Source organism: Micromonospora sp. WMMD975 (assembly GCF_029581215.1).
Taxonomy (GTDB): Bacteria; Actinomycetota; Actinomycetes; order Mycobacteriales; family Micromonosporaceae; genus Micromonospora.
Genome location: NZ_CP120739.1, coordinates 5,791,462 through 5,812,379, shown reverse-complemented (window position 1 = coordinate 5,812,379; position 20,918 = coordinate 5,791,462). Strand labels below are relative to the sequence as shown.

The following is a 20,918-nucleotide window of genomic DNA, read 5'->3' as shown; positions in this document are numbered from 1 at the left end:
GCGCTCAGTGCCAGGTGGCGGCGGCCCGGCGCAGCCGGTCGTTGACCGCCCGGCCGACACCCGCGTCGGGCACCGCCTCGGCGACGATCTCGGTCACCCCGGCCGCGTCGAGGCGGTGCAGCGCGTCGAACAGGCGCGCGGCTGCCGCCGTCAGGTCACCCGAGGGCGAGAGCACCTCCACCGCCGCCCAGTCACCGTCCGCCGGTGGCTCCCGGAAGGCCAGGAATCCCCGCCGCCCGCCGTCGTGCGCGCCCACCGCATCCAACCGCAACGGGGTACGCGGGGCGTAGTGCGCGGCGAGCGTCCCGGGCGCGACCGGCCGGCCGGAGCTGCCCTGGCGTACCTCGACCGGACCGACCGCCTCGACCAGCGCCTCGACCGGCAGCGAGCCCAGCCGGAGCACCACCGGTCGCTCGCCCCGGGCGTCCACGATCGTCGACTCGATCCCGCACCGGGTGGGTCCGCCGTCGAGCACCACGTCCACCGCCCCGCCCAGCCCGGCCACCACGTGCTCGGCCCGGGTCGGGCTGAGCTGGCCGAACCGGTTGGCGCTGGGCGCGGCGACCGGCACCCCGGCGGCGGCGATCAGCGCCCGGGCGGACGGTTCGTCCGGCACCCGGACGGCCATGGTGTCCAGGCCCGAGGTGACGATCGGCGGGATCGCCGCGGGCCGGTCCACGATCAGTGTGAGCGGGCCGGGCCAGAACCGGTCCGCGAGCGCGGCCACGGCCGGCGGCACCGCGCCGACGAGCGCGGGCAGGTCGGCGGCGTCGGCCAGGTGGCTGATCAGCGGATCGAAGCTGGGCCGGGCCTTCGCCTCGAAGATCCGCGCCGCGGCGTTCGGGTCGAGCGCGTTCGCGCCCAGCCCGTAGACCGTCTCGGTGGGGAAGGCGACCAGCCCGCCGGCGCGCAGGACGGCGGCGGCCTCGTCGATGCCGCGGTCGGCCGGCAGGACGCGCGGGGATCCGGTGCTCACGCTGCGACGCTAGCCTGCGTCGCCCGCCGCCCCCGGCGCGGCCCCGGTCGGTGTGCTCGTGCCGGGGGTTCAGTCCCGTTCGTCGGCCGCGTCGGGAAGGCTCGGCGCGTCGGTGGGGTAGAGACCGGCGGCGAAGCCGTACACCTGGTCGCCGGCGCGGGGGATCTGCGCGAACCGCCGGGCCAGCGCCTGCACCTCGGCCCAGAACTCGCGGACGTCCTCGATCGGGATCCGCGCGTGCACGAGCGTGCAGCGCAGCTCGTCCGCGGCGTGGGCGGCAGCCGCCTCGGCCGCGGCCTCGGCCAGCCCGTTGATCCGGGCGACCACCTGCTTGTCCTCCGGCCGGCTGAGCGCGCCGACGTAGAAGGTGCGGGCCACCCGGCCGTAGAAGCGTTCCTCGATGGCCCGGACCCGGCGGGTGCGGACCACGCGCAGCAGCCCGGCGTCGACGAGTTGGTTCACGTGGTAGGCCACGCTGCTCTTCGGCCGGTCCACGGCACGTGCCAGCTCGTTGACCGTGGCGGCGCGTTCCAGGAGCAGTTCCAGCAGCGTGCCGCGCAGGGGGTCGGCGAGCGCGCGCAACTGCTCCGGGGCGGTGACCACGAGCAGGTCGTCGAGGTCGTAATCGGGGACCCGCTGATTGACCGACATTTCTCGACCGTTCTAATATTCTGGTTCGTTCGATGATTCCGGTCCGACAGTCAGGAGTCTAGAGATGGCCGAGATCCTCCTCTTCCACCACCTGCAGGGGCTCACCGACGGCGTACGCGCCCTCGCCGACGCCCTCCGCGCCGGCGGGCACACCGTGCACGCCCCGGACCTCTTCGACGGCGAACGGCCGGCGAGCATCGAGGAGGGCTCGGCGCTCACCAAGCGCATCGGCCGCGACGTCCTCGACCAGCGCGCCGACCGGATCGCCGCCGACCTGCGCCCCGACCTCGTCTACGCGGGCGTCTCCTGGGGCGCCGCCATCGCCCAGCGGCTCGCCCAGACCCGGCCCGGCGCCCGGGCCGCCCTGCTCTACGAGGCGTGCCTGCCGGTCACCGGCGAGTGGGCCGTCGGCCCGTGGCCCGACGGCGTGGCGGTGCAGGTCCACGGCATGGAACAGGACCCGTTCTTCGGGCTGGAGGGCGACGTCGACGCCGCCCGCGAACTGGTCTCGATCGTCGGACCCGAGCGGGGCGAGCTGTTCGTCTACCCCGGCGACCGGCACCTGTTCACCGACAGCTCGCTCCCGTCGTACGACGCGGCGGCGACCACGCTCGTGGTGAGCCGCAGCCGCGACCTCCTCGACCGCCTGGGCTGACGCCGCTACTTGTACTGCGCGATCTGGATCAGGTTGCCGCAGGTGTCGTCGAACACGGCGGTCGCCACCGGCCCCATGTCGACCGGCTCCTGGGTGAACAGCACGCCGAGCTGCCGCAGCCGGTCGTGCTCGGCGGCGACGTCGTCCACCGCGAACTGGGTGAACGGGATGCCGTCACCCGCCAGCGCCTCCTTGAACGCCTTGGCAGCCGGGTGGGCGTCGGGTTCCAGCAGCAACTCGACGCCGTCCGGCGCCTCGGGCGAGGCGACCGTCAGCCAGCGGTGCTCACCGGTGGGCACGTCCGTCTTCGGCACGAAACCCAGCACCTCGGTGTAGAAGCGCAGCGCCTTGTCCTGGTCGTCGACGTACACGCTCGTCAGATTGATCCTCATGGCGTCTCCTGTGTGGGTGCGGACCGGAGCCATCGCTCGGTGATGGACCGCAGCGGCCGGGTGTCGAGATGGTGGAACTTGTAGCGACCCTGCCGCCGCGTGACGATCAGGCCGGCGGCCTCCAGCACGTCGAGGTGCTGGGAGATCGCCTGCCGGGACGACCCGACCTGGTGCCGGGTGGCCAGCCGGCCGCAGATCTCGAACAGGGTCTGACCGTCGCGCTCGGTCAACTCGTCGAGGATCAGGCGGCGGGTCGGATCGGCCAGCGCCTGGTACAGATCGCCCACGTCAGCCACAATAGGCAAGTGACAGCTTGCATATCAAGACCGGGCGCGGTCGGATCCGCGGTCGCCAGGTCGCGGATCAGGCGGCAGGCTCGAACAGACGACGTGCGGATGGATCCTCGGCTGGGGGCGGGGCCGCCGCCACCCGACCGACGAGTGGTGACGCAGCAGCGCCTCGGCCATCGGTGAGTGGGCACTGATGCCGTTGCGGAGCCTCAGTTCGCGCGGGACCGACGTGCCTGATTCCAGTCCAGTCCGCTATCGGTCGACGTAGTGGTAACGACAGGCGATGATCTCGACGTCGTCCTTGGTGATCCGATACACCAGCCGGTGTTCGCGATCTATCCGGCGGGACCAGTAGCCGGAGAGCTCTCCCCGAAGGGGCTCCGGCTTGCCGACACCCTCGTATTCGTTGCGCATCACATCCGCGATGAGGCCATTGACGCGCTTGATCAACTTTTGTTCTGTGTGGATCGCACTTCATGCGGGTGGTCCGGCCAGGTTCGCATAAAAGATCAGCAAGTGGGCCGGAGGCACTATCATGCGAACCACACCGCCACGATCGCCGGTGACCCCCTACCACTCAGGTCGGCCGACCCAAGGGCGTCAGGCCGACGATCCTCGGGCGGCCACCGTCAGGACACCGCGAGCAGTCGGAACTCGCAGCGGACGCCGCTCGCCTTGGCGAGCCGACCATCACCGGTCACGAGTGGGCAGGCCAACAACTCCGCCACCGCGACGTAGGCTGCGTCATACGTGGTGACATTGCCCCGCAACTGCCACATCCGGTCAATCAGCATCGCGACGCCAACCTCGTCGATGACCAACGAGGGCAGGGTATCGATCGCCTCCTGAGCCCGAGCAAGGCCCAGCTTCCCACCGAGGACCTTGCCTCTGATCACCGACATGACCTCGACCAGAAGATGGCTCGGCGCGGCCCAGTGCGGATCGCCGGTCAGCTCTGCCCGCGCCGCGTCGCCGACCGGCCCGTCATCGACCAGGGCATCGGCCAGAACCGACGCATCCACGACGATCATGCCGCGCTTCCCCATGGTCCGCGTTGCTCCCGCTGGTCATTCAACTCGGCCGCGCTCTCCCCCGGCAGGGAGCGAGCACCGTCCGATCGGCCGGCGAAGCGATCAAGGGCCGCAGTGTTGCGCAGCCGCCGAGCCTGCGTCTCCACCAGATCCAGCAGGTACGCCTGGAGTGACTGCCCGCGCGCCTTGGCCTGCGCCGCCAAGGCGTCTCGTACCTCTTCTGGCACGTCACGAATCTGGAGAGCAACCATGCATTCATTATGCATGCAGCATCGCTCAGCTTCCAGGAAAGACTCGGCCCTCGACCAGATGGTTCGCATGACGATGGTGCTACAGCCAAGGGCCGCAGGTCAGAGAAGTCGGTGGAGCCCAGGGGACTCGAACCCCTAACCCCTGCCTTGCAAAGATCAAGCCTCATGTCGGTCAGCGTCGGTCAGTGCCGTTGACCTGCTCGTCGAGTCGGCTCCCGTCGACGCCGGGCGGCGTCCGTCGGTTGGCTTGGCTGTACGGATGGCTGTACAGCCACGCTCTGATCCGCGGCTCTCGGCGATGCGATTCCCTGCGGCCGTCGCCAGCGTCGGCCAGTTCATGGCCGCCGATTGGGAGGTCCTGCGGCTCGGTCGGCTGCTGTACATCCCTGCTGTACCGCTGGTTTCCGCTGTCGGCAGGGCTGGTCGGAGCCGGCCAACCGTAAGCGGGCGTACCGGCCCTTGCTCGACTCCGGGCAGGGCTAGGAGCAGGCACCGTCCCGGGCGATGGCGGGTGGACGGAACGCCGAGTAAGGCGTTGGACGCTACGCCTACGCATGTCAGGCCGATAGGCTCGGCGAGTAGCACGAGCTGCTGGTTGCTGCCACAGCAGGCGGGTGCCGGTGAGCTACGACAGGAGAAACAATGAGAAGTGGCCTCGATACTCAGCCTACAGCGACAACGTTTGACGTTGAGCGTCTCGTCCAGATGGCCTGGACTGGTCGAATCCGGGTGCCGCACTTCCAGCGCGACTTCCGTTGGACGAAACAAGACGTCGTCCGCCTCTTTGACAGCATCGTAAAGGGATACCCTGTCGGAAGCTTGTTGCTCTGGGTACGCCCGGCCACCGAAGAGGTCGTTCGGCTTGGCGCCCTCAAGGTTCAGGCCAAGGCCGGCGGCGACGCATTCTGGGTCGTGGATGGGCAGCAGCGAGTAACCAGTCTCGCAAATGCTCTACACGATGCTGGATCCTCCGACCCGAGGTTCGCTCTTGCCTACAATCTAGATACCGAAGAGTTCGTTTCGCCACCCTCGGTTGAGGACGCGGCCGTCGTTCCTCTCCCAGTCATCTTCGACCTTGAGCGGCTGATTCAATGGTTCGCTAATCATCCTGAAGTATCAGATCGACTATCAAGGGCGACTGCGGTCACGCGAGCAATCCGACAATTTGAAATCCCCGCCTATCAGGTATCTCGTGGCGAAGAGTCGGTACTTAGAGACATCTTCGATAGAATGAACAACTATGGGAAGCGGCTCAGCAGGGCCGAGGTGTTCAGCGCCCTCTTTGCTGGAGAAGAGACCGCAGGCGACCAAGTTCTAACGATCGACCGAATCGCGCAGAACGTGCATGCGGAAAGAGGGTTCGGTCGAATTGACGACGACACGGTCCTTCGGACCATTCTCGCACGCCGCGGCTCGGACGTCACCCGTGACATCCGAAACGAATTCGAAGACCGGTTTCGGCGAGGTCCGGTCGAGTTCCCTGGCGAGCGCCAAGAGGTCGCCTTTCGCGAAGGAGAGGCCGCTCTAATAAGAGCTGTCTCTTTTCTCCAGGATGTGGCTGAAGTCCCGCACTTCACCATGCTTCCGTATCGCTATCTGCTGATAGTTCTGGCCCGATTCTTTGCCCACTTTCCGGAACCCGGGCATCGGAGTATGCAGTTGTTGCGTCGTTGGTACTGGCGGGCAGCCCTAGCCGGGCCTGACCCATTTCAAGGAAGCGTGTCATACGCAATGCGCGCCCTGTCTGCACGGATTGGCCCCCACGATCTGAGTGGATCGCTGCAAAGCCTTCTCGCGGCGGTGCCAACCGATGAGATCAGAATACCCAGCCTGACGAAGTTTCGCACAAACGAAGGCGCGACGCGCATCGCTCTCTGCTGCTGGTGGAGCCAAGGCCCCCGGTCACTGGTAAGCGGCGAACCATTTGATCGGGCGCAATTGTCGAACTTTTTGAACGAAAGCACGACCGCTGCCGACGCTGTCCGGAATATTGTGAGAGGCCGCCAGGCCAGCGACCCGTACCGGCTCTGGGCCGCCAATCGCATTTTGCTGCCAACGGATGACATAAATACCTACGAGATCGACCACGCGCTGGTTGAGCAGCCTATCTATCTCGATGACGGCGAGTGGGCACGAACATTATCGTCTCACTTTGTCAGCCCGCAGGCAGTTCATGCTCTTTACCACGGAGAAGTGGACCGGTTCTTGAGGATCCGCCAGGATGATCTCCACGAGGAGTTGTTCCGCTTCCTCGCGAGGATGTGCGAGTTTGGGTTCGAGGACACACCCCCTATCTCCACCCTTGAGATAGAGGATCTTGAGGGGGAAGCAGATGACTTTGCCTGAGGCGCGCTTCAGCTTATGGCTCTATGACGAGAGGATTGGCTCCCTTTGTAGGCGGGGAGATTACTCATGGCTGGAGCTGAGCGAGGAGTATAGGAGCAACCCCGAAAGACCGGTCCTCGGCCTGATCTTCGAGGAGAATCTAGAAGCTCGGCATGCATCAGCATTGAGGCTGCCTGCCTGGTTTTCCAATTTGCTCCCGGAAGGGCCACTTCGTGATTGGGTGGCGCGTGACCGTGGAGTCTCCTCCGACCGCGAGATCGAGCTGATTGCGCAGGTCGGCCACGATCTCCCCGGAGCAGTTCGCGTGTTGACGACGGATGAATCCTTGTCAGGGGACTGGCTTCCGCCGTCCGAAGACCCAGAATCGCGGAATGAAAGCCCGGAGGCGAGGAGATGGCGATTCTCTCTTGCTGGCGTAGCCCTCAAGTTCTCGCTGCTTGCTCGCGGTGACCGCCTAACCATTCCGGCCGCCGGCGAACAGGGCGATTGGATCGTGAAGTTCCCAGACCCTCAATTCTCGCAAGTGCCGAGGAATGAGTTTTGGATGATGACACTTGCTGGCATCGCAGGGATTGAAGTCCCAGAGGTTCGCCTAGTCCATCGCGATGAAATCGTTGACGTGCCGTCCCGCGTGTGGACCGGGTCAGAAGAATGGGCATACGCAGTCCGGCGATTCGATCGCACTGAACAGCGCGGCCTCATCCACATTGAAGACCTAGCCCAGGTCAAAAACGTTTATCCGAACGAAAAGTATCTCGGGAACTATGAGACTGTCGGAAGCTACAGCTACAGGGGCCACGATATTGAAGGGCTCCGACAGTTCGCGCTACGGCTCGCCTTCTCGATACTAATTTCCAACGGGGATGCTCATCTCAAGAACTGGTCCCTAATCTATCGAGACCGTCGCCGTCCTTCTCTTTCCCCAGCCTACGACCTAGTTGCGACGTCTCCTTATCGCGATGACGGTCCAGAGGATATGGGTCTGAAGTTCGGAGGCAGCCATAGGTTCGATACGGTCACCTTGAGGAGGTTCGAGCGGCTTGAACAGAAGCTTCACGCCGAGGGCGCCTACCTCGCCGATTGTGTGTTTGAGCTCATACGCCGAGTGCAGGATGCCTGGCCCCGAGTTGAAGCTGAGCTTGCCGATTATCCGTTGCTAACGCATGAAATTGGATCAAGCATCAAGCGCCATTCGCAGACGATTATGCGGCAGTGAGCCGCCAATACGTTGCCTTGGATGCCATCCCGTCTGCCGCCGACCCACACACCGTGGAGCGGGCCAGGGCCAGGGTGACAAGGTGGAGCGCCCTACCGGACGAACGACCTTGTCGCCCTGGCCCTGGTCTGCTCGGCTTGCCTGGGTCGGTGGCTGACGGGATGGCATCCCACCTCAACCACCCGCCCACCGGAACCGTTCGGCAACTCCATCTCGGAGTCGTCTGGCCCCCGCCGGAGGCACAGCTCTAACCCCGCCCTCTCCCTCACCCCACCACCCCCACACCCACCTCCACCCCTCCCTGGGGCCTGAGCGACCATGCGCCGTCGTTCGGCAACTTCGCCCCGCCGCGGTCGGCCTGCCGGATCTCGTGCTGCTTCGGATCGCCGGCATCGGGTGGAAGCGTGTCCGCCTGGCCCTGGTCGTCCTTCGGGACTCGTCACCGGGTCACCTCACTGACCCAGGTGTGACGCGCGGGGCGGGGCGTGGGGTTCGGGCCGGCTGATTTTTCCGCCCCGGCGCCCTTGCGCCGGGGCGGCGGCTCCGCAGGAGCCGTTTGCCGCGCCCCGGCCCGCGCCGCGCGGAACGCGCTTGATCTAGTACAGGCCAATTCGGCAACAGATCACGGACAGCGCTCCGAGTCGACCGAGCCGGCACGAACACAACGCCACCTGTCCGCCGCCATCCTGTGCGGCCTCTGGAAGCGTGGGGCTCATCCTCGCGTGACGCCGGCTTCCTCGACCCGCTCCGCTCGTGGTCGCCTTTCGTCCTTCTGCTACTCGGCTCCGCGGTTCCCTCTCGGCCCCCTGCCTGGGCTCACCCTGTCTCCTTCACCCACGCCACCTCCCAGTCATGGAGGATGGTCAACATGCTTCGGTCCCCGAGCGCGCTCCTTCTGGACTTCGGTGGCGTCCTGGTCGACGCCCCGTCTCCGCAACCTCCGGCGCCGCCGGACCTGGTCGACCGGCTCTCCTACCTCGTCGCGGATACGGTGTCCGTCCAGCAGATCGCCACCGATCTCCGCGAAGGCGCTCGGGCGTACGCGCGGTGGCGTGACGACATCGGCAGAACCAGTCATCCGGTCGAGCTGCCGCACGCTCGGGTATGGGCCGACTTCGTCACCCGCACCTGGTCCCAACCGGCCCGTGACGCCGTCGAGCGGGAAGCAACCGCTCTGGCGTACGTATGGACCTGGCGGAGTGAATGGCAAGTGAGACCCGGCATCCCGGAAGCGCTACAGGCAGCCTCCGACGCTGGCCTACCTCTCGCCGTCGTCAGCAACACTCTCTGCGGCGCGGCACACCGTGAATTCCTCGCCAGCGTCGGATTGTCGCCTCTCTTCGCCGCCGAGTTCTACAGCGATGAAGCCGGCCCTCGGAAGCCGAACCCGCAACTCGCGCTCCTCGCGGCCGACGCCATCGACGTACCGATCGGCGCCTGCTGGTTCATCGGTGACACTCTCGGCCGCGACGTTGCCTGCGCTCGGCGTGCCGGCGCCCAGGCGGCGATCCTCATGCGCTCACCCCGCACGGACCGAGAATCGCCGCGCGCCGACCTGCGACCGGACGCCGAGGTTGATGACGGCTACGAGCTGCTCGCACTGCTGCGCCGGGCCTGGGGAGCTTCCGTAGCCTCGTCGGCCAGGACGTGACGGTGTATCCGCTCGGCGGCCTCGTGGGGAGACAACTCGGCCGTGTTGAGAATCAGGTCGGCCTCGGATAGCGGCTCGGTCGCATCCCATGCCCGTAGACGCGCCTCGGTGTCTCCGGTCCGTCGGGCAATGATCCGCTGCTCCGCTACCTGTCGTGGACACCAGAGGTAGACCACGCACCAGCGAACACCGGTGACCGCCGCGGTGACAGCGGCAACGGCCGACCGCTGGCCCAGGTGGACGACGGGCACGCCGGCCGACAGACTCGTCACCAGGGACGGGCGGTCGACAACGTACCGGGCGCCGTACCGCTGGTTTTCCCACACCACATCGCCTCTGCGGCGCAGTCCTTCAAGGGTTGACTCGTCGGACATCCGGTAGCCGCTCGTCCGTCCTGGTCCGACCTTCAACCGCGAGTAGAGCTGATACCGCTCGTCGAGGTCGCGCAGAGCGGTAGTGATCGTGTCCTTGCCCGCCGCTGGCGGACCGTAGAGGATCACGCCTCGCATCACTGGCCCTCGTCCGCGAGGATCCCCTTCACCAGCTCCTTGGCCTGCTCCTGCAAAGGTGAACTCGACGCGCAGTTGTCGACTACGAGGTGTGCGTCCACCGGACGGAAGTCGAGGTTGATGACGCCGAGATAGCCGTCCCAGTCAGCGAGCTTGTACGCATCCCGCGCAGCACCTCGCCGACGTACGTAGGTCAACATCGTGTCGGCATCGCAGTAGACCCAGACCACGGTCACTACCGCCTTCGCCGCCTCGTAGAACGCCCGGGTTCGGGCTAGCCAAGCTGGGTCGCTGAACTCCCGGATGAACGGGGCGGTGACGATCACGCTGTTCCCGCACTGAACGTTCTCGCTGGCTGCGTCCTGAAGCGCCTCGTACTCGCGCGGACGGACTTTGCTCAGGTAGGTCTGCGACTCGCGATCGTGCGGCGATAGGCCCAGCGTCTCCAACGCAGCCTCGACCACAGGACGGGTCAGTGTGTCCTTGTCGAGCATCGGCCACCCGGTCTCGCGCGCGAGGATGCGACCCAGCTCGGTCTTGCCGCTGCCTGCGTACCCGCCCACCAGGATTACCCGGGGCCGCTGAGGACGGACCTCGCTCCGTCGTAGTTGGTCCGGAGCGTTGACGACTCGCTTGGAGCGGGATTCGTTGATCACCAAGCCTTCCTCAGCCAGCACCTTCATTGCCTCGGTGATGGTGAAGACGCTGACGTCCCACTCCTCCGCCAGCTTCCTGGTGGAAGGCAGCGGCGTGCCATGCGCCAACCGGCCCGCCTCAATGTCGTTGCGGATGTTGCGCGCCACCTGCTGATGCCGGGCCTCCGGCCGCTCGGTACCGCCCCGGGGAGGGGTCATGGTGCTCCCTGCTGGTTGGGCTTGCGCCACTCCGGCTGTCCTAGCGGTTAGGACGGGCTTCAGGTTACCAGGGCCTAACAGATGAAAGGTGTTCTGCCTGGTCAGTGACTCAGTGCTAGAACTTCGTACCTAACAGTTGACTTGCAGCCCTATCAGTTGTTAGGTTACCTGCATCACAAAGGCCGGGTTGCCGGTCAAGTCGCAGCAGCGAAGGAGAGCGTCATGGCCCTCAGGGGTGGCACTCGGTTCTCGGTTCCGTTCGAGGCGGTTTTCCCGCATGGCGCGGTGTTCGTGCCGGACTCGATCGCGGAGGCGCAGGACTTCAACGAGGTGACTCGTCAGCGGACGCCGGCGAAGGACAAGGTGACCGGGCAGCGGGTGTGGCAGTGCCGGGTGATGGACATGGACCCGGAGTTGGGGTCGCGGTCGCGTGAGGTGGCGATCAAGATCCTGGCCGATGTGCAGCCGGTGCCGCCGGTGGGTCCGTTCGAGCGGGTGGAGTTCGAGGGCCTGAACGTGACGCCCTACGTCGGTTCGAACGGCCGGCTGGCGTTCTCGTACCGGGCGACGGGGCTGGTGGCGCCGAAGACGCTGGCGGAGTCGCGCGGGAAGGCCGCCTGATGGCCGGCGGGGCGCACATCACGGCGAACGTTCACGTCGGGCCGGACACGGAGTTGTCGTTCTCGCTGTATCCGACGCAGGAGCGGGTGACGGTGCAGATCGGTGGTGCCGATGGTGACGTGACCGTGTTCCTGCCGCGCAGCGAGATCGACCGGTTGGCCGGTGTGCTCGCTGAGGCCGGTGAGTCCCTGTCGGTCGTGCTGGCCGCGGCCTGACCTGCTGGCGGGGTGACTGGTGTCGCCGCACGCCGGGCTTCGAGTTCGGTTCGGCGTGCGGGGCGAGGTCAGTCAGCCGACTGGCTCAAAGGGTGGTCCGCCGAGAGTTGCAGCTCCCGGCGGACCGGTCGGCAGGACACAGGAGGTCCCACCGATGGCTAAAGGTACTCGCCCGCCGTCGTGTACGTGCGGCAACTCGGGTGCGTGTGGCTACTGCCCGCAGATCGCGGTGATCGCGACCCGGCAGGGGCAGGTGTCGGGCTCGGGTAGCGCTGGCAAGGCCAGCCGTGACGCGGCGGCTCGCATCGAGCGGCGTCACCGCTAACAGCAACTGAATTGATGGCGCGGGGCGGTCTCGGCCCTAGGAAAGCTCGACCGCCCCGCTGCCCTCGCAAACCCTCTCGGCCTGGAAGGGCAGGTTCATCATGCCTGTTGTCCTGAACTGGACGCGCGGTGCGGGTGCCGGCGATCCGGTTCCGTGTGTCATCTGCGGCAAGCCCGCTATCTGCCGCAGCCCTGCCGGGAAGCCGGTGCACAAGGGCTGCGCTGAGGCGTGGATCGAGCGCACCAACGGCCGTCGGGCGGTGGCGTGATGGTGCGGGCTCCGCTGGTCAACTTCCGCCGGTTCCAGATCACCGCGCCGTGGCCGCTGCTCTGGACCGTCACCGCGCTGTTCCTGCTGTTCCGCCTCCTCACCGCCGCCGTCCGCCTCGGGGTGTTCGTGCTCCGGCACTGGCGGGCCTGGCCTGCCGTGGCCCTGGTCCTGCTCGCCGTCGACACCTACCGGGCGCACGGGTGGTTGCCGCACCTCCTGGTCGCCGTCGTCCTCACCACGGCCGGCGGCTGCTGGTGGTGGCGTGGCCGCGACTCCTTCCACCGCCACGTCGTCCTGCTTGCCGTCTCCATCTGGCGGCGGTTGTGGGTGTACCGGCGGCAGTGGCACGAGGTGATGTCGCTGTGCGGGCTAGTGAAGAAGTACGACGGCGGGGAAGTCGTGCCGCGGCTGTTGTCGCTGCGCTGCTCCTACGCCACCGACGAACTCGTCCTCCGGATGCCCAAGGGCCAGAACCCGGAGGTGTACCACAAGGCCGCCCGCGACCTGGCGTACTCGTTCGGTACCCGGCACTGCCGGGTCTTCTCCACCCGCCGCCACCCGATCCCGCACCGGACCGGCCGTCTCGCGGTCGTGCTGCGGCTGATCGACCGGGTGCGGTTCCGGGACCGGCCCCGGCATGTGTGGCTGGTGTTCATCCGACGTGACCCGCTGACCCGCATCGTGGCGCCGCTGCCGGTGCCGGCCCGCCCGGACTTCACCGCCCTGCCCCTGGGGCTGCGCGAAGACCTCGCCGTCTACGCCTTCCGGCTCCTCGCGACGCACGTGCTCATCGGCGGGGCGACCCGGATGGGCAAAGGCTCGGTCATCTGGTCCCTGCTCCGGGCACTGGCGGCGGGGATCCGGTCGGGGCTGGTGCAGGTGTGGGCGATCGACCCCAAGGGCGGCATGGAACTGGCGATCGGCCGGCCGCTGTTCTCCCGCTACGTCGACGACGACTGGTCCCGCATGGCCGACCTCCTCGACGACGCCGTGGCCCGGATGCGCGCCCGCCAGCAGATCCTGCGCGGCAAAGCCCGCGTGCACACCCCGACCGTCGATGAGCCGCTGATCGTCGTCGTCATCGACGAAATCGCCGCGCTCCTGGCCTACCTGCCCGACTCCGAGATCCGGACCCGGATCGCTCAGGCGCTCGGGTTGCTGCTGTCGCAGGGTGCCGGCCTCGGCGTCCTGGTCGTCGCCGCCACCCAGGACCCCCGCAAGGAAGTCGTCTCCGTCCGCGACCTGTTCCCCACCCGCATCGCCCTCGGGCTGACCGAACGCGGCCACGTCGACCTGCTCCTCGGGGACGGCGCCCGCGACCGCGGCGCACTCGCGGATCAGATCCCCCTGTCCGGCAAGGGCGTGGCCTACGTCCTCCTCGACGGGCAACCCGAGCCGGCCCGGGTCCGGTTCTCCTACCTCTCCGATGACGTGATCCGGGACATGGCCGCCACGTTCCCCGCCCCGCCGGAGACGCAGCCGGAACCCGTCGTCCAGCCGGCGGCGCCCAAGCCCCGCGCCAGCACCGGCCGGCACGTCTACCGGCCCACCCCGCCGAAGCAGGGCGCTCCGCTGCTACCGCCGTCGCTGCTCAACGCCCTGGACCTCAACGGCACCACGAATGGGAGTGACCCTCGATGACCCACGAGCAGATCCCCGAGGGCGCTGCGGTGCGGATGCCCTACGCCGACGAACCCGACCAGCAGACCCCGGAGCCCCGCCGCTTCTACCGGCTGCGCGCCCCGCACGTCGACAAAGCCTCCGTGCCGGTCACCGTCCGGGTCACCCCCGACGCCGACCTCTACGTCGCCGTGGGCGCTGGCCGGCGCCGCATGTACCTGACGCCTGCGGAGGCGTGGGCGCTGTGGCGCTGCCTGTCCGAAGCCGTCGCCTCCACCGGCGAGCCACCGGAGTGGATCCGCGTCCACGTCAACCCCACCACCCGCTGACCCGCCTGCTTGGAGCTTCTGATGCGTACCCGTCGCCTGAACCGTCGGCCGATCCGCCGGACCTGCCTCGACCTGCTCCACGTCGACCCCGACCAGACCTGCCCCTACTGCGCACCCGACCCCGACGGCGCCGACGTGATCGCCGCTGCGCTGCGCCAGCACGCCGAGATCGCCGCCGAAGACGCCGAAGCCTGGGGGTGGGCGGCATGAACTCGCACCCGTTCCGGCAGCCGCTGGTCTTCATCGCAACCCGCGCCGGCTTCCTGCACCTGGTTACCGACCCCGACGACTGCACTGTCTGCCAGCAGCGCGGCGAGGTGCAGATCTGGAACCCGAACATCCGCGACGGGCTCACCCACGAACTGACCCCACCGGCACACCGGATCTGGAAGCTCCCGTGCCCCGTCTGCCGGCCCGACGCCTTCGACCGCTGGGAGGCCCCGCAATGAACCACCAACTGTGGTCCTGGCTGCTGATGGCCGTCGGCGTCACCGGCCTGTGGCTGGCCGGCAAGCGCTCCTGGACCGGCTGGGCCGTCGGCCTCGCCGCTCAGGGCCTGTGGCTGGCCTACGCAATCACCACCCGCCAGTGGGGATTCCTGGCCTCCTGCTTCGTCTACGGCGCCGTCTACCTGCGCAACCTACGCGCCTGGCTCCGCCCCACCCCGCCGGTCGAGCAGGAGGTGACCTCGTGCGTCGCTTCCTGAACGCCGACGGCTTGGAGGCCGTCGCCCTGGTCCTCATCCTCATCGTGGTCGCCGGCACCGCCGGGTGGGCGTCGTTCTCCCACGTCCACGACTGGACCATGCGCCACGTCCCCGACGGCACCCCCGACGCCTTCGGCTGGGCCAACGCCGTGCTGTCCGATCTCGTGCCGGTGGCATGTCTGCTCGACATCCGCCGCCGCCGACGCCACCGCCAGCCGATCGGCTACCCGGTGTTCCTGATGCTGGCCTTCGCCTGCTTCTCCCTCGCCGCGCAACTCGCCGTGGCTGATGCGAGTCCGTCCGGGTGGCTGCTGTCCGCGCTGCCGGCGCTGGCGTTCATGGCCCTGACCAAGCTCGTCTTCACCGGCACCCCCACCCCGACCGCGGCACCCGCCCCGGCCCGTCCGGCCCCGGCTCCGGTTCGGGAGTCCGTCGACGCCGAACCCGTCGACGTGCCCGCCGCCGCGGCTCCCGTCTTCCCGCCGCCGGCTCCGGCGCCGGTTCGGTCGGCGCTCGTGTCGTCGGTCGTTCAAGCCCCCCGTAACGGCCACATCGTCTCGGAGGTCACCCGATGAACCAGCCCAAGCAGCCGCCCCTGATGGACACGTGCGCCGTGTGCAACGGCCCCATCGAGTACGTCGACGTCAAGGACCCCTACTGGCGGCACACCGACATGCGCAACCTCGCCAAGCCCCACGGCGCCCACCCCCGCCGATAGCCACGGCTGCTGCGGCGCGGCCCGACTCACCCTCGACCGCGCCGCGGCACCCCACCGAGCCAGAGCAGGAGAAGCCCGATGCCGTCGCCCACCCGTACCGCTCTCGCCCACCGCACCGGCCCCACCACGCTGACCCGTCGCATCGTCGGCACCCCCGCCGAAGTCGCCGCCGCGCTCGCCGTGCTTCGCCAGTCGGGACGGCTGATGTTCGCCGACCGGCCCCGCCAGCACCCCGACGGCCGGGTCACCGTCACCGTGCGGTTCCTCGACACCGCTCGCACGAACCCGCCGCCGGTGGTGCGTCGGCTGCGCCGCGGCCGGGTCATCGCCGCCACCGCCATCACCACCACCGCCGTCGGTGCCCTGGCCGGGATCGGCTACCTCGCCGTCCAGGTCGCGCACACCGTGCAGCGGGCCGCGCCCGCCGCCGTCGGCGTGGTCCTGGTCCTCATCGTCCTGGCCGTGTTGCTGCTGCGCCGCAAGGCCACCTGCACCGGGCTGCACTGCTCGGGATGCCGGCACTGACCGCCACGGCCCGGCCCACCTACTGCGCCCGCTGCCGTAGGTGGGCCACCGCCCTCATCGAAGCCGGCCAACCCGGCACCGGCCGCTACCGCGCCGAAACCACCTGCGCCCGCCACCAGGCCGCCGCCCGCCGCTGGGCCAGCCACGCCGGCCCACCCCGCACCACCCCGATCGGCCCTACGCCCGCTGTCCTGTTTGAGCTCCCGGAGGTGACCCGATGACCGCCCCGACCCTGCCCGGCCTCACCCCCGACCCCGCCCCGCCCACCGACCCGGTCGCCGCCGTTCCGGCCGACCTCGCGCCGGCGCCCGGCACCCGTGCCGCTCGCCTCGCCCTGCCAATGTCGCGGAAGATCGTCACGGAGATGGCCGCGGAGTACGGCGTCTGCCTCCACCCGGTCACCCTGCGCCGCACCGACCTACACACCGGTCACACCGAGGTCGTCGACCTGCCCTGCGGTTCCACCCGCGAAGACAAGTGCGAGCCGTGTGCGAAACGCGCCCGCCGGCTGCGCCAAACCCAGATCCGGGAAGGCTGGCACCGCACCGACGAACCGGCGCCCGCACCGAACCCGGCCACCGACGCGCAACGCGAGCTGATCCTGCTGCGCGCGCACCTGGAGTTCGCCCGCGACGAAGCCCAACGCGCCGCCCAGTTCGACCAACTCCCCGACATCGACGACGCCATCGGAGAGGTGGAGGAAGCGATCGCCGCCGAAGGACTCCGCGGCGCCGTGGCCCCGGCCCACGACCAGGATGACGACAACCAGGGTCGCCGGAAACGCTCTACCCGCCGCCGGCAGGACGCCCCGGACCTGCCTCGCAAGAAGGTCGAGCCGCGCACGGTCGGGAAGGTCTACACCGCCCCCGACGGCACCGAACACCGACCGTCCATGTGGCTGTCCCTCACCCTCGACACCTACGGCCGGGTCCTACCCGACGGCACCCCCGTCAACCCGGACACCTACGACTACCGGCGCGCCGCATGGGACGCGGTGCACTTCGCCCGGCTCCTCGACCGGTTCTGGCAAAACCTCAGGCGGTGCGCCGGATGGAATGTCCAATACGCCGGCTGCGTCGAGCCCCAACGACGCCTCGCCCCACACGCACACTTCGCCATCCGCGGCACCATCCCCCGCACCGTGCTGCGGCAGGTGGCCGCCGCCACCTACCACCAAGTCTGGTGGCCCGCCGCCGACGAACCGGTCTACTCCCTCAACCGGCCACCGGTCTGGGACGCCGACCGCGCCGAGTGGATCGACCCCACCACCCGCGAACCGCTGACCGCGTGGGCTGACGCCCTGGACCTCATCGACACCGACCCCGACGCCGAACCCGCGCACGTGGTCCGCTTCGGTCCGCAGGTCCATGCCGAAGGTGTCACTCCCGGCACGGTGCACGCGAATCGCACGATCGGCTACATCACGAAGTACATCACCAAGTCCGCGGCTGACTGCCACAAGCCCGACACCGACCGGCAGCGCGGCCACCTCGACCGGCTCTGGCACGAGCTGCGGGTGACGCCGTGCAATGAGCGGTGCTCCAACTGGCTGCTCTACGGCATCCAACCGAAGAAGGCACACGGGCGCCTGCAAGCCGGCCGCTGCAAGGGCAAGGTCCACCAGCGGGCCACCCTCGGCATCGGCGGCCGGCGCATCCTCGTCTCCCGCGACTGGTCCGGGAAGACCCTCGCCGACCACCGGGCCGACGCTCGCGCCTGGGTCCGCAACCTCCTCGGCGTCACCGTCGGCGCCACCGACGCAGACGCCGTCGACCAGGACGACCCGCCCGCGTACGCCTGGGAACTCGCCCGCCCCGACGACCCTGACCTACCGCCCCTGCAACACCGACTCCTCAAAGCGCTGTCGCAACGCGCCCAGTGGAAGGCGGCACTGCTCGCGGCGAGGGACAAGGCGGCACAGGGCGTCTCGGTGCCGGCCCGATCCGACCTCGACTCCCCGGAAGGACGTGCGTGATGATCCAGCCCCGCGCGGTGGCTCCGAAGAGCGTCCGGCCCGCCGAAGCCGCCGCCCTCCTCGGCGTCTGCCGCGACACCGTCTACGTGCTGATGCGCTCCGGTCGGCTGCGGTCGATCAAGGCTGGTCGGGCTCGCCTGATCCCGCTGACGGCGATCGACGAGTTCCTGTCGGCTGATGAGGAGTTCGCGGCATGACCGGGCGTCGTCGTCGGGCTCACGGGGAAGGCTCGGTGTACGAGCAGCGGCCGGGTGTGTGGGCTGCGGTGGTCGACCTCGGGTGGATCGACGGGAAGCGGAAGCGGAAGTACGTCTACGCCAAGACCGAGGCGGAAGCGGTCCGGAAGCGTGACGAGTTGCGGCGCCAACTTCAGCTCGGTGTCGACCTCACCGCGCAGCCTCGGACGGTGGAAGCCTGGTTGACCGAGTGGCTGCGGGACGTGAAGGCCCATGACGGCACCCGCCCGTCGACGCTCGTCCGCTACCGCCTGGCCGTGACCAAGCACCTGGTGCCGGGGCTGGGCCGGGTGAAGCTCGACCGGCTGACGCCTCGGGAGGTACAGCGGTTCCTCACCGGGCTTCGCGGCAAGCTGGCGCCGGCCAGCATCATCAAAGTGCACGCGGTGCTGCGCGTCGCCCTGGCCGACGCTGAGCGGATGGATCTCGTCGCGCGCAACGTCGCCAAGGCGGCCAAGCCACCGGCTCTCGGTCGGGTCGAACGGCGGGCGCTGACTCCCGGAGAGGCCAAAGAGCTACTGTCGGTGCTCACCGGTGATCGGTTGGAGTCCCTGTTCGTGCTGGCGCTGGCGACCGGGCTTCGTCGGGCGGAACTGCTGGGCCTGCGCTGGTCGGATGTCGACCTGCCCGGTAAGGCGCTGTTCGTCCGCCAGACGGTGCAGCGCACGGACCGCGGTTTGGAGTTCGTGCCGCCGAAGACGCACCGGTCGAGCCGGCCCTTGCCGCTGTCCGCGCTGGCGGTCCGGGCGTTGGAGTCTCAGCGGGTCCGCCAGGCCAAGGAACGGCTCGCGGCGGGGGAGTTGTGGTCGGACTTCGGGTTGGTCTTCGCCAGCACTATCGGCACCCCGATGGAGCCGCGGAACGTCAACCGGCGCTTCGAGCAGCTCCGGACGGTGGCCGGCTTGGACTGGCTGCACCTGCACGATCTGCGGCACGCCTTCGCCACGTTCCTGCTCGACCAGGGCGAGGAGCTACGCACGGTTATGGAGCTGCTTGGGCACTCCACGATCCGGATGACGGCCGACACCTACGGGCACGTCCTGCCGGCGCGGGCTCGTCAGGCTGCCTCGGCCATCGACCGGGTCCTCGGTGAGGAGGGGTCGGCGTGACGGCTTGGCTGTACGAATGGCTGTACTCGGACCCGAGATCAACCGGTGTTTGTGCTGGTGGAGCCCAGGGGACTCGAACCCCTAACCCCTGCCTTGCAAAGGCAGTGCTCTGCCAGTTGAGCTAGGGCCCCGAGACGGCGTCAGCGCAGGTCGGGCGCCGTGGTGGCCTCGTGCCACAGGGCGCGCTCGTCGTTCGACGCCTTGACCTTCTTGGCCACCACGGCGGCCACGCCGACGATGCCGGCCAGGATCAGGAGCTTCTTGAACATGGGCTTGACCCCTCGCGCTCGACTGTCGTCGGACGATGTGCGGTGGGGCTAGCTGGAATCGAACCAGCGACCTCAGAGTTATCAGCTCTGCGCTCTAACCGACTGAGCTATAGCCCCGCGTAGCGACGAGCAAGGTTAACCCATCGCTGTCAGCGCCCCCAAATCGGGGGGCCCGTGGCGGAAACCACCCGCGCTGCCACGAACGTACCCGGACGCACGACGCCGGGGCGACCGCTTTACGCGGTGCCCCGGCGTCGTCGGAATCAGTCCCGCTCGGCGAGCGTCAGCTCGATCCCGCCGACCAGGTCGGCGCAGACGTTGTAAACGAACGCGCTCAAGGTGGCAAGCGCCGTGAACAGCACGACGTTGACCAAGCCGACCAGCGCGGACGTCATGATCACGCCCTTCGCGGTGACGCGGAAGCCACCGCCGCCCGAGCCACCGCCGGCGTTCACCAGGTCGGTCAGGCTGTCGTTGACGCTCTTGAACACGCCCATCGCGTCGAGCGCGAGGTAGAGCACCGACGTGGCCACGACCACCACGATGAAGAGCACCACCGAGACCGCGAACGCGAACTTCATCACGGACCACGGGTCGATGCGCTTCAGGTTCAGCCGGGCCCGGCGCGGTCCGCGCGACGCGGCCGAGCCGACCGAGGTACGCGCGGCGCGTACCGCCTCACCCACGCGCGCGGCGCCGACCGCCGCCGCGCCGCTGATGCCCGGCGGCAGGCCCCCGCCGTTCGCGGGACGACCCGGGTTGGCGCCGGACGGGCCGGCGGCCTCGGGCGTCGCCTTCGGCGCGGTGCCCAGGCCGGCCCCGATGCGGGGCTGCATGCCGGTCGTGCCGGTGGACGGCCGGGCGGCGGCCGTCGCCTTGGTCGGCGGTGTGCTCGTGGCGGGCTTCGCCGCGGCCGGAGCCGCGAAGCCGTCGGCCGACGTCGGCGCGTCGACCTTGGTCTCGGTCGACTCACGGGATCCCGAGTCGTCGCCGGGCTTGTCGGGCGGCGGGGCCATGCCGGGGGCCCGAGTGAACTTCGGGGCAGGCGCGTCGGCGGGAACCGTGGCCCGACCCACGGCGGCGCGCCCGGTCGCTGGTGTGCCGCCCTGCGCGGCCTCCTCCTCGACCGGGGTGGCCGAGGTCCCCTTGTTCCCCGACTTCGCCTGTGTCTCCGTCAT

29 protein-coding genes and 2 tRNA genes are annotated in these 20,918 nt (G+C 68.7%); 18 read left to right on the top strand and 13 right to left on the bottom strand.

Annotated features, from left to right (window positions below):
* Positions 1-4: 4 nt before the first annotated feature.
* Both O7613_RS25885 and O7613_RS25880 read right to left on the bottom strand, forming a co-directional pair.
* On the bottom strand, positions 5-952 hold the full coding sequence (locus O7613_RS25885) for an L-threonylcarbamoyladenylate synthase (RefSeq protein WP_282294616.1): 948 nt from the start codon (positions 950-952) through the stop codon (positions 5-7).
* A 93-nt stretch (positions 953-1,045) separates the two neighbouring features.
* Positions 1,046-1,627: a helix-turn-helix domain-containing protein gene (locus O7613_RS25880; RefSeq protein WP_281585780.1), complete on the bottom strand. Its 582-nt coding sequence runs from the start codon at positions 1,625-1,627 to the stop codon at positions 1,046-1,048.
* Between the two features lie 64 nt (positions 1,628-1,691).
* Here O7613_RS25880 and O7613_RS25875 point away from each other — a divergent pair, with 64 nt between their 5' ends.
* Positions 1,692-2,282 (top strand): dienelactone hydrolase family protein, encoded by a 591-nt coding sequence (locus O7613_RS25875; protein WP_281585781.1) that lies wholly within the window; start codon positions 1,692-1,694, stop codon positions 2,280-2,282.
* A 5-nt stretch (positions 2,283-2,287) separates the two neighbouring features.
* On the opposite strand, the gene O7613_RS25870 is transcribed toward O7613_RS25875, so the two are convergent.
* The 5 genes from O7613_RS25870 to O7613_RS25850 form a co-directional block, all read right to left on the bottom strand.
* On the bottom strand, positions 2,288-2,674 hold the full coding sequence (locus O7613_RS25870) for a VOC family protein (protein WP_281585782.1): 387 nt from the start codon (positions 2,672-2,674) through the stop codon (positions 2,288-2,290).
* Positions 2,671-2,973 carry a metalloregulator ArsR/SmtB family transcription factor gene (locus O7613_RS25865; protein ID WP_282294615.1) on the bottom strand — a complete coding sequence of 101 codons (303 nt, stop codon included), beginning with the start codon at positions 2,971-2,973 and terminating at the stop codon, positions 2,671-2,673. The genes O7613_RS25870 and O7613_RS25865 overlap by 4 nt, the downstream gene beginning before the upstream one ends.
* Before the next feature lie 243 nt (positions 2,974-3,216).
* Positions 3,217-3,432, bottom strand: a complete 216-nt coding sequence (locus tag O7613_RS25860; RefSeq protein WP_348775424.1) for a Txe/YoeB family addiction module toxin — start codon at positions 3,430-3,432, stop codon at positions 3,217-3,219.
* 161 nt (positions 3,433-3,593) lie between these two features.
* Complete coding sequence (locus tag O7613_RS25855) at positions 3,594-4,010, bottom strand: type II toxin-antitoxin system VapC family toxin (RefSeq protein ID WP_282290457.1); 417 nt, start codon at positions 4,008-4,010, stop codon at positions 3,594-3,596.
* A complete protein-coding gene (locus tag O7613_RS25850) occupies positions 3,992-4,246 on the bottom strand; it encodes a hypothetical protein (protein ID WP_092381133.1) in 255 nt (84 codons plus the stop codon). The genes O7613_RS25855 and O7613_RS25850 overlap by 19 nt, the downstream gene beginning before the upstream one ends.
* 642 nt (positions 4,247-4,888) lie before the next feature.
* Between O7613_RS25850 and O7613_RS25845 the strand changes: the two genes are divergently transcribed.
* The 3 genes from O7613_RS25845 (at position 4,889) to O7613_RS25835 (ending at position 9,459) form a co-directional block, all read left to right on the top strand.
* On the top strand, positions 4,889-6,592 hold the full coding sequence (locus tag O7613_RS25845; protein WP_282290453.1) for a DUF262 domain-containing protein: 1,704 nt from the start codon (positions 4,889-4,891) through the stop codon (positions 6,590-6,592).
* Positions 6,579-7,808 carry a HipA domain-containing protein gene (locus O7613_RS25840; protein WP_282290452.1) on the top strand — a complete coding sequence of 410 codons (1,230 nt, stop codon included), beginning with the start codon at positions 6,579-6,581 and terminating at the stop codon, positions 7,806-7,808. The genes O7613_RS25845 and O7613_RS25840 overlap by 14 nt, the downstream gene beginning before the upstream one ends.
* Positions 7,809-8,676: 868 nt before the next feature.
* On the top strand, positions 8,677-9,459 hold the full coding sequence (locus O7613_RS25835; RefSeq protein ID WP_282290450.1) for an HAD family hydrolase: 783 nt from the start codon (positions 8,677-8,679) through the stop codon (positions 9,457-9,459).
* On the opposite strand, the gene O7613_RS25830 is transcribed toward O7613_RS25835, so the two are convergent.
* Positions 9,393-9,968: a kinase gene (locus O7613_RS25830; RefSeq protein ID WP_282290448.1), complete on the bottom strand. Its 576-nt coding sequence runs from the start codon at positions 9,966-9,968 to the stop codon at positions 9,393-9,395. The two genes, O7613_RS25835 and O7613_RS25830, sit on opposite strands and share 67 nt — an antisense overlap.
* Entirely contained in the window at positions 9,968-10,822 is an 855-nt protein-coding gene (locus O7613_RS25825) for a GntR family transcriptional regulator (protein ID WP_282290447.1), read from the bottom strand. Before O7613_RS25825 ends, O7613_RS25830 begins: the two co-directional genes overlap by 1 nt.
* A gap of 222 nt (positions 10,823-11,044) precedes the next feature.
* Between O7613_RS25825 and O7613_RS25820 the strand changes: the two genes are divergently transcribed.
* The 14 genes from O7613_RS25820 to O7613_RS25755 all read left to right on the top strand — a co-directional run bounded on the left by O7613_RS25820 (position 11,045) and on the right by O7613_RS25755 (position 19,471).
* Positions 11,045-11,443, top strand: coding sequence for a transcriptional regulator (locus tag O7613_RS25820; protein WP_282285506.1), 399 nt, complete (start codon positions 11,045-11,047; stop codon positions 11,441-11,443).
* Positions 11,443-11,658, top strand: coding sequence for a hypothetical protein (locus tag O7613_RS25815; RefSeq protein WP_282290446.1), 216 nt, complete (start codon positions 11,443-11,445; stop codon positions 11,656-11,658). Before O7613_RS25820 ends, O7613_RS25815 begins: the two co-directional genes overlap by 1 nt.
* A gap of 592 nt (positions 11,659-12,250) precedes the next feature.
* Positions 12,251-13,894 (top strand): FtsK/SpoIIIE domain-containing protein, encoded by a 1,644-nt coding sequence (locus O7613_RS25810; protein ID WP_282290445.1) that lies wholly within the window; start codon positions 12,251-12,253, stop codon positions 13,892-13,894.
* On the top strand, positions 13,891-14,202 hold the full coding sequence (locus O7613_RS25805) for a spread protein (RefSeq protein ID WP_282290443.1): 312 nt from the start codon (positions 13,891-13,893) through the stop codon (positions 14,200-14,202). Before O7613_RS25810 ends, O7613_RS25805 begins: the two co-directional genes overlap by 4 nt.
* A gap of 21 nt (positions 14,203-14,223) precedes the next feature.
* Positions 14,224-14,412, top strand: coding sequence for a hypothetical protein (locus O7613_RS25800; protein ID WP_282290441.1), 189 nt, complete (start codon positions 14,224-14,226; stop codon positions 14,410-14,412).
* Positions 14,409-14,651, top strand: coding sequence for a hypothetical protein (locus O7613_RS25795; RefSeq protein WP_282290440.1), 243 nt, complete (start codon positions 14,409-14,411; stop codon positions 14,649-14,651). The genes O7613_RS25800 and O7613_RS25795 overlap by 4 nt, the downstream gene beginning before the upstream one ends.
* Positions 14,648-14,908, top strand: a complete 261-nt coding sequence (locus O7613_RS25790) for a hypothetical protein (protein ID WP_282290439.1) — start codon at positions 14,648-14,650, stop codon at positions 14,906-14,908. Before O7613_RS25795 ends, O7613_RS25790 begins: the two co-directional genes overlap by 4 nt.
* Complete coding sequence (locus O7613_RS25785) at positions 14,893-15,483, top strand: hypothetical protein (protein WP_282290437.1); 591 nt, start codon at positions 14,893-14,895, stop codon at positions 15,481-15,483. Before O7613_RS25790 ends, O7613_RS25785 begins: the two co-directional genes overlap by 16 nt.
* On the top strand, positions 15,480-15,626 hold the full coding sequence (locus O7613_RS25780) for a hypothetical protein (RefSeq protein ID WP_282290435.1): 147 nt from the start codon (positions 15,480-15,482) through the stop codon (positions 15,624-15,626). The genes O7613_RS25785 and O7613_RS25780 overlap by 4 nt, the downstream gene beginning before the upstream one ends.
* A 78-nt stretch (positions 15,627-15,704) precedes the next feature.
* On the top strand, positions 15,705-16,151 hold the full coding sequence (locus O7613_RS25775) for a hypothetical protein (RefSeq protein ID WP_282290433.1): 447 nt from the start codon (positions 15,705-15,707) through the stop codon (positions 16,149-16,151).
* The gene (locus O7613_RS25770; RefSeq protein WP_282294663.1) at positions 16,139-16,372 is read left to right on the top strand and encodes a hypothetical protein; all 234 of its coding nucleotides are present in this window, start codon (positions 16,139-16,141) and stop codon (positions 16,370-16,372) included. Before O7613_RS25775 ends, O7613_RS25770 begins: the two co-directional genes overlap by 13 nt.
* Positions 16,369-18,126, top strand: a complete 1,758-nt coding sequence (locus O7613_RS25765) for a replication initiator (RefSeq protein ID WP_282290431.1) — start codon at positions 16,369-16,371, stop codon at positions 18,124-18,126. Before O7613_RS25770 ends, O7613_RS25765 begins: the two co-directional genes overlap by 4 nt.
* Positions 18,126-18,323 (top strand): helix-turn-helix domain-containing protein, encoded by a 198-nt coding sequence (locus tag O7613_RS25760; protein ID WP_064448136.1) that lies wholly within the window; start codon positions 18,126-18,128, stop codon positions 18,321-18,323. Before O7613_RS25765 ends, O7613_RS25760 begins: the two co-directional genes overlap by 1 nt.
* Before the next feature lie 35 nt (positions 18,324-18,358).
* Positions 18,359-19,471, top strand: a complete 1,113-nt coding sequence (locus tag O7613_RS25755; protein ID WP_282290429.1) for a site-specific integrase — start codon at positions 18,359-18,361, stop codon at positions 19,469-19,471.
* A 55-nt stretch (positions 19,472-19,526) separates the two neighbouring features.
* Here O7613_RS25755 and O7613_RS25750 read toward each other — a convergent pair.
* The 4 genes from O7613_RS25750 to O7613_RS25735 all read right to left on the bottom strand — a co-directional run bounded on the left by O7613_RS25750 (position 19,527) and on the right by O7613_RS25735 (position 20,918).
* Positions 19,527-19,602: transfer RNA gene (locus O7613_RS25750), tRNA-Ala, on the bottom strand.
* Positions 19,603-19,611: 9 nt separating this feature from the next.
* Positions 19,612-19,740: a DLW-39 family protein gene (locus O7613_RS25745; RefSeq protein WP_013283222.1), complete on the bottom strand. Its 129-nt coding sequence runs from the start codon at positions 19,738-19,740 to the stop codon at positions 19,612-19,614.
* 43 nt (positions 19,741-19,783) lie between these two features.
* Positions 19,784-19,857, bottom strand: a tRNA-Ile gene (locus O7613_RS25740).
* A gap of 146 nt (positions 19,858-20,003) precedes the next feature.
* Positions 20,004-20,918 (bottom strand): DUF3566 domain-containing protein, encoded by a 915-nt coding sequence (locus O7613_RS25735; protein WP_281585791.1) that lies wholly within the window; start codon positions 20,916-20,918, stop codon positions 20,004-20,006.